The sequence below is a fragment of the Desulfosporosinus sp. OT genome, assembly GCF_000224515.1.
GTDB lineage: Bacteria > Bacillota > Desulfitobacteriia > Desulfitobacteriales > Desulfitobacteriaceae > Desulfosporosinus.
Genome location: NZ_AGAF01000122.1, coordinates 1 through 10,641, shown reverse-complemented (window position 1 = coordinate 10,641; position 10,641 = coordinate 1). Strand labels below are relative to the sequence as shown.

Genomic DNA, 10,641 nt, shown 5'->3' with positions numbered 1-10,641 from the left:
AAACGTTTCTAGACCGGATGATTAACTTAGTCGAAGGTGCCAAACGTAAGAAAACTCCCAATGAAATCGCGCTTAACATTCTTTTGCTTGGTTTAACCATTATTTTTTTACTGGCAGTGGTAACCTTAGAGCCCTTTGCCATCTACTCAGGGGCTACATTATCGATACCCGTTTTAGCTGCGCTAATGGTTTGTCTTATTCCAACCACCATCGGAGGTTTGCTTAGTGCCATTGGTATTGCTGGCATGGATCGTCTGTTAAAACGAAATGTTCTGGCAATGTCTGGTCGGGCTGTGGAAGCTGCTGGGGATGTTGGAGTACTCCTTTTGGATAAGACCGGCACAATTACCCTTGGAAATAGAATGGCTACCGAGTTTGTATCTGGCCCTGGTATTTCACCGGAGAAGCTGGCTGACGCCGCGCAATTGTCTTCCCTGGCGGACGAAACTCCTGAAGGACGGAGTATCGTTGTTTTGGCCAAGGAAAAGTTCAACTTGCGAGAACGGGATATTAACAGCATTGGGGCAAAATTCATCCCGTTCAGTGCCCACACTCGAATGAGCGGCGTAGATTTTCAAGGCCGGGAAATCCGTAAAGGGGCAATGGATTCAATTGAACAGTATTTACAGGATAACGGTGGGCAAATGGCCCCTGAGGTTAAGGCTGCAGTGGAGGATATTGCCAAAAAAGGTGGAACTCCCTTAGTTGTGGCCGAAAAAGACCAAGCTTTAGGGGTAATCTACCTTAAAGACGTTGTTAAGGGTGGAATTCGCGAAAGGTTCGCCCAACTACGCCGGATGGGTATTAAGACTGTGATGATTACAGGAGATAACCCCTTAACAGCTGCTGCTATTGCTGCTGAAGCGGGAGTCGATGATTTCTTAGCCGAGGCTACACCGGAAGCGAAGTTAAAACTCATTCGTGAATATCAGTCCAAAGGCAATTTGGTCGCCATGACCGGAGATGGTACCAACGATGCTCCAGCCTTGGCCCAATCTGACGTGGGCGTGGCTATGAATAGCGGGACACAGGCTGCCAAGGAAGCGGGCAATATGGTCGATCTGGACAGTAATCCCACGAAGCTTATTGAAATCGTCGAAATCGGCAAGCAACTCTTGATGACAAGAGGGGCGCTGACGACGTTTAGCATCGCGAATGATGTTGCGAAATACTTTGCAATTATTCCGGCTTTGTTTATTGTGACTTATCCTCAACTTGGCCTTTTAAACATCATGGGGTTAGCCACAGCCCAAAGTGCCATCCTATCGGCAGTTATCTTTAATGCGTTAATTATCGTCGCCCTTGTTCCTTTAGCCTTGCGCGGGATCGCCTACCGTCCTTTGGGGGCCAATGTAATTTTACGGCGTAATCTTCTTATTTACGGATTAGGTGGTTTAATCGCTCCTTTTATAGGTATCAAGGTCATCGACATGCTTTTAGTTCTTTTAGGTTTAAGCTAAAATAGAAAGGGTGAGAATTCGATGCTTAAGACAATGTCCAGGGCCTTGATGTTACTAATCGTCATGACCTTGTTGACTGGCATAGCCTATCCTCTCTTGATTACGGGCATAGCCCAAGCAATTTTCCCCAAACAGGCCAACGGATCACTCTCGTATCAAGGTGATGAATTAATTGGTTCAGTTCTAATCGGACAAAGCTTTAGCGACCCCCGTTATTTTCAGGGGCGGCCGTCAGCAGCAGGTACTAACGGATATGATGCTACCAAGTCGGGAGGTTCTAATTTAGGGCCAACCAATAAAGCGTTATTGGCTGAAGTAGCGAAACGGGCAGAGCAGGTAAGAATCGATAACGGGCTAACTCCTAATGCTCCCGTTCCCAGTGATTTAGTCACCGCTTCTGCCAGTGGGTTAGATCCGGACATTAGTCCAGAAGCAGCCCGTATTCAAGTGGCAAGGATCGCCAAGGCGAGGAATCTCAGCGTGCAAAAGGTCCAATCCCTAGTAGAGCAATATACTGAGGGTAGACAGTTTGGATTCTTAGGTGAGCCACGAGTCAATGTGCTCAGATTAAATAGGGCCTTGGATTCTTTAAAAGCAGGGTGATGTTTAAACAATGATCAATGATAAACGAGCTGATCCAGACGAATTGCTAGCCAGCATTGAGAAGGAGGGCCAAGGAAAACTAACCGTGTTTCTGGGAGCGGCCGCCGGGGTGGGTAAGACTTATGCCATGTTAGAGGCTGCCCGGGAAAGATTGGCCGAAGGTGTGGACGTAGTGGTTGGTTTAGTCGAAACCCATGGCAGAGCCGAAACTGAGGCCGTACTTAAAGGTATTCCCGTTATTCCTATAAGAATGCAGGAATATAAGGATAAATCTTTTAAAGAAATGGATTTGGAGGCGCTCTTAGAACATCATCCCCAACTAGCTTTAGTCGATGAATTAGCCCACACTAATATTCCGGGTTCCCGTCATACGAAACGATACCAGGACGTCGAAGAGTTGTTGGCTGCTGGCATTAATGTGTATACCACTTTGAACATCCAACATTTAGAGAGTCTCAATGATGTCGTGGCCCAAATAACTGGCGTAACAGTACGCGAAACAGTGCCTGATCGAGTGCTGGAAATTGCTTCTCAAATTCAGATGGTAGATATCACGCCGGATGAGCTGATTCAAAGGCTCAAAGAAGGCAAAGTTTATGTTCCAGGACAAGCCGCTGAGGCTATGAAGAAATTCTTTCGTCCAGGGAACATCAATGCCCTGCGGGAAATGTCCTTGCGTTATACGGCCAAACGAGTGGACAGCCAGATGGAATCCTATATGCGAATGCATGGCATTGCTGGTCCTTGGCCTTCGGGAGAAAAAGTAATGGTTTGCGTGAGCAGTAGTCGTTTTTCTGCTCGACTAATCCGAACAGCCAAGAGAATGGCAACGCGACAGAATGCGGAATGGTTGGCTGTCCATGTGACCCCCCCAGGTCGACTGCCTAAGAGCGAAGCTGAAAAGGATACTATGGCTAAAAACCTGCGTGTGGCGGAAAAATTGGGTGCAGAGATAATTAGTCTTCATGGGGATGACATTGTGGAAGAGCTGTTAACGGTGGCCCGAAAACGCAACGTTTCTCAAATAATCATTGGAAAGCCAGAACGAACGCGTTTCCAGGAGTTGCTTCATGGCTCTATTGTCGATAACGTAATCCGGAACAGCCATGGCATCAGCATCCACGTTATTTCTGGACAAATGGAAGCAGCAAGCCAAAAGTTTGGAAAGAAAGCCAACGACAGCCGTACACCGATAGGTCACCCAAACCTTCCGCCTCGCAAAAAGTATTCCTATACACCGTATATCATGTCTGTTTTGATGATGACGGCTATGACACTCGTTGTTTCTCCAATTCAGTCATTTCTAGGGCCTATAAATATTTCAATGCTTTATCTTCTGCCTGTTCTCCTCAGCGCAGCTCGCTGGGGTAAGTTGCCGGCTATTGTTACTGCTGGGATGGGTGTTGTCATCTTCGACTTCTTCTTTGTTCCACCTTTCCACACGTTTACAGTGGATGATTTTCGTTATGTTATAAGCTTTGTCATTTTAATGATCGTGGGTTTCGTAACCGGGACTCTGTCTGCTCGTCTAAAAAACCAGATTAAATATTCCCGGCATCGTGAGCAGCAGGTTTCCGCCTTATACTCCCTTAGCCGGGACCTTACTGCAGTCGATAAACTAGAGAGGGTCCTGGACAGCATTGCTCGCAAGATTGCGGATACCCTGGATGGTCAGGTTGTTCTGTTATTACCGGATGAAAGAGATAAATTAGTATTAAGCCAAAGTTCGAGTTCTGATCATTTCATGACCGAAAGTGAATTGGCTGTTGCGACTTGGGTCTATGTGAGGGGACTAAAAGCTGGTCAAGGAACTGAAACGTTAGGGTCCGCTAAGGCACTTTACTTACCATTAACCACAGAACAGGGAACCCAAGGAGTCTTAGGAATATGTTTCAATAATCAAGAAGAATCCGTTAACCCCGAACAAATTCGCTTTTTAGATGCTTTTGCAGGGCTAGCAGCGCTGGCAATCAATAGGATAAAACTGGCTGATGAAGCAAGGCAGGCCCATACCTTAGCAGAGTCCGAACGGTTACGAACGGCATTATTCAATTCTTTATCCCATGATTTGCGAACACCTTTGGCCTCAATTATCGGTGCGGCTACAGGGCTGCTAGAAGACCATGATGCTGTGTATTCTCGAGAAGCTCGGCATGATTTATTGCAAACGATTCTTCAAGGAGCCGAAAGAATGAATCGGTTTGTCAATAACTTATTAGACATGGCCCGTCTGGAAAGTGGAATGCTCAAACTAAACAAAGATTGGTGTGATATTCAAGATATTATCGGAGTAGCAATTAACCGTTTAGATATAGTTCTTGCCAAACGTTTGCTGGATATTAATATCCCTGCTGGCGTGCCCTTAGTCTATGCTGATTATGTTTTGATTGAACAAGTATTAGTTAACTTACTGGATAATGCAGTCAAGTATTCTGAGCCGGACAGCAAAATAATGATATCAGTCAGGCAAGTAGAAATGAAATTGGAGATAGCTGTAGCCAATCGGGGAACACGCATCCCTGAAACCGATTTAAGCAAGGTTTTTGATAAGTTCTATCGACTCAGTTCTCCACTTCAAGTAAGTGGAACAGGTCTTGGTTTATCGATCTGTAAAGGAATTATTGAAACACATGACGGTGATATTTGGGCCGAGAACAATGAGCTTGGTGGTGTAACGATTATTTTCAATTTGCCCATAGATTACGAATTCTCCGGTAAAGTTCCAGGCGAAGGAGGAGATTGACATAGATAAAAAAGGGCAACGAATCTTAATTATCGATGATGAAACCCAAATCCGAAGGTTATTGCGGGTTAGTTTAACCAGTCATGGCTATGAAGTACGAGAAGTGGGAACTGGCCAAGCGGGCTTAAACGAAGTTGCTTTGTTAAGCACTGACCTTGTGATTTTAGATTTAGGACTGCCTGACATGAGCGGAATAGAAGTGCTTTGCAAAATCAGAGAATGGTCCAAGGTTCCGATCATCATTCTTTCCGTCAAAGAACAGGAGACTGATAAGATTACCGCACTTGACAATGGGGCCGATGACTATGTTACAAAGCCTTTCGGTATGGGCGAATTACTGGCCCGGATGCGGGCGGCCTTACGTCATTCGGTGGGAGTCGAAGAAGAACCGACATTGAGGTTTGATGATTTATCGATTGATCTGAGTTATCGCCAGGTTAAATTAATGGATGTGGAAGTTAAATTAACTCCCATAGAGTACGAGTTAGTAAAATGCCTGGCAACCAATGCAGGAAAGGTACTAACGCACAAGTTTTTGCTTCGTTCGGTTTGGGGACAAATCTTCGAGAATAACATCCAGTACCTTCGAGTTTACATGGGTCAAATTAGACGAAAGATAGAGCTGGATCCATCTCGTCCTCGCCATATTATTACTGAACCAGGCGTTGGTTATCGATTGTTATAGTAAATTTTCCCTTTCCTCCGCACTAGTAGATGTGGAGGATTTTTTATTATAAAAGGTTTTTTGATTTGTCGAAATATTCTTTTTTTATCAAGGGTAATCTTTATGTTTTCTTTATGCTTTTGATGTATTTCTTTATACTTTATTTATTACTTTAGAGCTATAATAAGGCATAATTCAGAGAAATATGTTCTCTCGCGGTAATTTTTACAATAAACAAGCCTTTATATGGAAGATCGTTTCTTATATCAACACTTTTGGTACCCATAATTAGAGTTCATTGATAAGAATAAATATTCTATTCAGGAAGGAAACTGTATGTGACAGATTGATGAGAGTGGTCATTGCCATAATGAGATTAAAGATTGAAAGAAGGTTGTTTTTTATATGGCTCCTGCCAATAGTAAATTATTTTGGTTAAGGTTTAGAACATTAATATTTGGGCATCCTCTTACCACGCAAAGCGCAGAAAACCATAAAATAGGTATCTTTGGCGGTATTCCCGTCTTTGGTTCTGATGTCATATCTTCTCAAGGTTATGCTCCAGATGCGATATTGTATGTTTTGATTCTAGCAGGAACAGCGGGCTATGCAGCATCGATGAAGGTGACCGGCGCTATCGTGCTATTGCTGTTAAGCATTTTAATGCTGTATCGCCGCACTATACAAAAATATGCCCAAGGTGGAGGTTCCTACACCGTTGCCAATGCTTTCTTAGGAGAAAAAATGGGGTTACTGGCTGGTGCTAGTCTGAGCATTGATTATATTTTAACTGTAGCAGTCAGCGTCAGTTCGGCAGTTGAAAATCTCACCGGAATATTTCGCTGGTTGGAACCAACTCCGCACAAAATATTAGCAGATTGTCTCATTATCGTTTTTATGACCATTGTTAACTTGCGTGGGCTTAAAGAGTCAGCTCGATTATTTGCTCTTCCGGTATATACATATATAATCAGTATTTTCGGATTGGTTGGTTTTGGCTTGTTCAAGTATTTTGTGTATGGAATAACTCCCATACCACATTCGCAGGCAATCATTGCAGCAAATACCCAGACTTTAACATTATTTGTCTTTCTGAGGGCCATGGCAGCAGGTACTACTGCTTTGACAGGGACAGAAGCCGTCAGCAACGGGGTAACAGCGTTCAAAGCCCCAGCACAGAAAAGAGCCATTAATACATTATTCGTGCTTGGATTTATCGTAGTGGTTGGCCTTGTAGGAATGGTGTTTCTGGCAAGTAAATATCAACTAATTCCTAGTGATGACAATACAATCATAAACCAGTTGGGATTAATAATTTTTGGCAAAACAATTATGTATTATATTTTAATGGCAGGCATCGCAATTATTTTGGTTATTGCCGCGAATACACCCTTCGTAGGCTTACCAATTCTATTGAGTCTAATGGCGCGCGACGGGTATGCTCCTCGCTATTTCAAAAATCTTGGTGACCGGTTGGTGTATAGCGCAGGAATATGGACATTGAGCATAATAGGTATACTATTGATTATCCTTTTTGAGGGAGATACCCATAGTATGCTGCCATTATATGCTATTGGCGTTTTTATCAGCTTTTCCCTCACTGGGTTTGGCTTAGCTAAACATTGCCTGGAGAGTAGACCCAAGGGTTATTTCAAGGATTTGATAATCTTTTTATTCGGCGGACTGATATCTTTTTTAGTGTTTATAATATTCTTGATTACTAAATTTACTGAAGGTGCCTGGTTAGTTGCTATTATCATTCCCTTGCTTATGTTTTTCTTCAATGTTGTATCAAACGTTTACAAGCGCGAAATCAAGCTCATTAAACCAACCAAAGAAGATATCGCAGCATTTAACAAGGAAATTACTAGAATTTCAAATCGTCGTTCCAACGTAGACCTTTCAGAATATAGAACCAAAGTTGTTGTTCCGGTATTCGATTTGAACAGAATAGTTCTCAAGGCCCTTCAATATGGGTATGAGTTGACTCCATTAATTTCGGCAGTCCACATTGCTTCGGACAAGGAAAGGGCAGAAAAACTGCAAAAACATTGGCAACAAAGCAATATTCAAATAGATCTAGTAGTTGTAGATTCTCCTTATAGAGCTACCGTTCAAGACCTGTTGCAGTACTTAGATACTCTTGAGAAAGACCCGCAATATACAACGGTCACGATGGTTATACCTGAGTTTGTCCCCCCAAAGTTATGGCAGAACTTCTTGCACAACCAGACCGGACAGTTAATGAAATTGTTACTTTTACTACAAAAGAATATCCTAGTGACAAGCGTTCCGTATCATCCGCTGGTAAATAATTCTTCTGAAGAATAATAATAATTTATTAAAACGGCAAAAATTTCTCAGAAATTCTTGCCGTTTTTCTTTTGCCTTATTCTATTATTTAACGAGTAATAATTTTCCTTTCTAAGTCCAATGTGGAATAAATCAAATTTGAATTGTTGGCTGTACAGAGAAACTCGAAACAACTACTAACGGCATTTTTGAATCAACAAGGTTTAAGCTTAGACCGGCTTGGATACCCTAAAGGTCATAATCAATTCAAAATACATGCAGGAAAGACAGACTTTCTGGCGAAATAAATAAATTGGTTGAATATGTATCATCTGAAAAGCTTTAGGCGTTATGGAGGAACGGTATGAGTGAGAAAACGAACCATGGATTGAATGAATGGTCGGCAACGGCGATTTGCGGCAATGATATTACATCATCTTGCTTGTATGTTTCCGCGTTGTCCATTATGTATGCTGGACAATGGGCTTGGGTATCTTTGCTGATGGTTTCAGCTGTGCTGTATTTTTACAGGAGTATCTATGGTGAAGTGGTAGGGGCATTGCCCCTAAATGGGGGAGCGTATAATGCGCTGCTTAACACTACCAGCAAATTTGTGGCATCGTTGGCCGCAAGCTTTACGCTGTTGTCATATATGGCTACAGCGGTTATTTCAGCCAATGAAGCAATGCATTATCTGTCAATTTTATGGCAAAGTTTACCCATTACGCTAGCAACGATCATCTTGTTAGCTGCATTTATGTTTCTGACGATTATGGGAATAGGTGAGTCAGCTAAAGTTGCTACTGCAATTTTCATATTGCATTTAACGACTATGGGGCTATTGATTTTGTCTGCTGTGTGGGTTCTCGCTCATAACGGACTAACTATTTTCTGGGAGAACTTCCATATGCCTGTAGAGGGTAGTCTAACGATGGCCTTATTTTTCGGTTTTTCGGCAGCTATGCTGGGAATTTCCGGGTTTGAGAGTTCTGCAAATTTTGTAGAAGAGCAGAAGCCCGGTGTTTTCCCTAAAACATTGCGCAATATGTGGGTAGCGGTAACTATTATAAACCCGATGATCGCCTTTTTAGCACTTTCCCTAACGCCAATGAGCGAGATACGGGGGCATCAAGAGGCGCTGCTTTCTTATATGGGACATGTAACAGGTGGAGAATGGCTGGCAGGATTAATTGCTGTTGATGCTACTTTAGTATTGAGTGGAGCCGTATTAACATCTTTTATCGGCGTTACTGGCTTGGTACATCGCATGGTGTTAGACAGATGTTTGCCGCAGTTTTTGTTGAAAGTAAATCGACATGGAACACAATATCGAATTGTCATAGCTTTCTTTGTGTTAAGTGTCTCAGTATTAGCGGTTACTCAAGGACAGTTGACAGCTCTGGCAGGGGTTTATACGATCTCCTTTTTGTCGGTTATGGTTCTTTTTGGGGTTGGTAATTTACTGCTGAAAATCAGAAGAAGTGGCTTGCCTAGACCAATAAGTGCAACTTGGGTAGGTGTTCTGTTTGCTATTACGGCAGTATTTGCTGCGTTATTAGGTAACATTGTGATGAATCCGGTTTACGTTGGCATCTTTTTCGAATATTTCTTACCAACAGTCATTGTTGTCTTGATTATGTTAAACCGCATTGTACTACTCAATGCTTGCTTATTTTTCATAAAAGCCGTGAGTGGCAAGTTAACGTGGGTTACGGAGACTCTTTCCAAGAAAATACAAGCTAAGATTGATGACATAAATTCACAACAAGTTGTTTTTTTTACGCGGGGAGGAGACTTAGCCAATTTAAATTTGGCACTCATCTATGTAAGAAATAATGAACATACTAACCGGATGAAGATTGTTACCGTTGTGCACGAAGGCGGCGAGGTGCCCTCCCGATTGGCCGAAGATGTTCGCTTTCTAGACAGGGCATATCCTGAAATCGTCATTGAATTTATAGTGCTTTATGGAGAGTTTAGCCCAGCATTAGTTCAAGAGCTTTCGGCAAAATGGAACATAGCTACTAATTTTATGTTTATTGGTTCACCCAGTGGCAGACTGTTTACCTATACTTTGGCTGAGTTGGGTGGTGTACGACTGATAATTTAAGGGGTATATAATAACTAATGAATACTAATATCTCAGAGAATTAAAGAAACTTGGGAACAAGTCAATTATTTACTTAAACGGTCAGAACGTTGCCCAAAACGTTCTGACCGTTTTCTGTTCTGGTTTATTCTAAGAGAAAACAAAGAAAAAAGTCTAAATTTTTCAATAAATTAACATTCAGTTAATCAGATATTTACAATTACCGTTTATTATGTATTAAGGATCTATTATGTTAATAATCTATTACCTCAAAGTATTCCTTTCATAATAGATTATTAACATAATTGAAATCATCTGGGTGAGTTACCTAAGGAGCCTGAAAATGAAAACGATGCAGAATGAAATTGTCGCCGCTATTAATGTAGGTTCTGATTTCTTGAGAATGAGTATTGCTCAAATAAATCCTGATGGTAGCCAGATGATACTCGAGGATACTTCTCTACCCAATAATATCGGTAAAGATACTTACGCTAAGAGAAGAATATCGCCTAAAACTATCAAGGAAACCTGTGCAGGGTTAAAGGGCTTTTCTAAATTAATGAAAGATTACGGTGTGAAAATATATAGAGCTGTGGCCACAAGTGGACTTCATGAAGCCGATAATCGCGACTACATAATCGAACAAATTCGACTTATTGCTGGAATTAATGTTGAGATTATTAATAATGTTCAAGAAAGATTTTTAATATATAAGGCCTTAAGAAATCATTTAAATGAATTTAATAACCTAGACCTTACCGATTCAATCATCGTCAATTTGACCTCTGGC

6 protein-coding genes and 1 pseudogene are annotated in these 10,641 nt (G+C 41.9%); all 7 read left to right on the top strand.

From position 1 onward, the window contains the following. The coding region (gene kdpB, locus DOT_RS11355; protein ID WP_009618455.1) for a potassium-transporting ATPase subunit KdpB at window positions 1-1,460 on the top strand (1,460 nt) is incomplete at its 5' end. Between the two features lie 21 nt (window positions 1,461-1,481). Further along, on the top strand, window positions 1,482-2,063 hold the full coding sequence (gene kdpC, locus DOT_RS11350; protein WP_009618453.1) for a potassium-transporting ATPase subunit KdpC: 582 nt from the start codon (window positions 1,482-1,484) through the stop codon (window positions 2,061-2,063). Between the two features lie 10 nt (window positions 2,064-2,073). Next, the gene (locus DOT_RS11345) at window positions 2,074-4,806 is read left to right on the top strand and encodes a sensor histidine kinase KdpD (protein WP_009618452.1); all 2,733 of its coding nucleotides are present in this window, start codon (window positions 2,074-2,076) and stop codon (window positions 4,804-4,806) included. Between the two features lies 1 nt (window position 4,807). Continuing rightward, window positions 4,808-5,491, top strand: a complete 684-nt coding sequence (locus DOT_RS11340) for a response regulator (protein ID WP_083824080.1) — start codon at window positions 4,808-4,810, stop codon at window positions 5,489-5,491. A 384-nt stretch (window positions 5,492-5,875) separates the two neighbouring features. Continuing rightward, a complete protein-coding gene (locus DOT_RS11335; protein WP_009618445.1) occupies window positions 5,876-7,801 on the top strand; it encodes an APC family permease in 1,926 nt (641 codons plus the stop codon). A gap of 325 nt (window positions 7,802-8,126) precedes the next feature. Further along, window positions 8,127-9,872: an APC family permease gene (locus DOT_RS11330; protein ID WP_009618443.1), complete on the top strand. Its 1,746-nt coding sequence runs from the start codon at window positions 8,127-8,129 to the stop codon at window positions 9,870-9,872. Between the two features lie 322 nt (window positions 9,873-10,194). Beyond that, window positions 10,195-10,641: pseudogene (locus DOT_RS11325) on the top strand (exopolyphosphatase); the annotation flags it as partial.

Excerpts from the sequence above, each read along its gene's own strand:
- kdpC (WP_009618453.1), top strand. The coding sequence starts at position 1,482 with ATGCTTAAGACAATGTCCAGGGCCTTGATGTTACTAATCGTCATGACC.
- DOT_RS11345 (WP_009618452.1), top strand. The coding sequence starts at position 2,074 with ATGATCAATGATAAACGAGCTGATCCAGACGAATTGCTAGCCAGCATT.
- DOT_RS11335 (WP_009618445.1), top strand. The coding sequence starts at position 5,876 with ATGGCTCCTGCCAATAGTAAATTATTTTGGTTAAGGTTTAGAACATTA.
- DOT_RS11330 (WP_009618443.1), top strand. The coding sequence starts at position 8,127 with ATGAGTGAGAAAACGAACCATGGATTGAATGAATGGTCGGCAACGGCG.